Below are 311 nucleotides of genomic sequence, written 5' to 3' on the forward strand. Positions count from 1 at the left end.
GTGAGCGCCGCTCAGCAAAACACGACGCCGCCGGCCGACTGGGCCGTGGCCCGCAACCTGCGCCTGGGCCGGCGCCTGGATGGCCTGCGCGTGGATACCGCGCATGGCCGTGGGCTGATCCGCGAGGGCGTGCTGCGCCGCGCGGTCGGCCTGACCCTGGAGGCGGTCGGCTGCGAGGCGCCGCTGGGCGCCAGCTGCAAGGTGGAAGTGGTCGATGGCGGCTGGGTCGATGCCGAAGTGGTCGGCTTCGCCGGCGAACGCACCTACCTGATGCCCAGCGCCGAACTGCACGGCCTGCTGCCCAATGCCCG

The 311-nt window shown here is 73.6% G+C and carries 1 pseudogene; it reads left to right on the plus strand.

The window, feature by feature from the left end:
- Window positions 1-311: pseudogene (locus EN846_RS34340) on the plus strand (hypothetical protein); the annotation flags it as partial.

Source organism: Mesorhizobium sp. M4B.F.Ca.ET.203.01.1.1, from assembly GCF_004791025.1.
Taxonomy (GTDB): Bacteria; Pseudomonadota; Alphaproteobacteria; order Rhizobiales; family Rhizobiaceae; genus Mesorhizobium; species Mesorhizobium abyssinicae.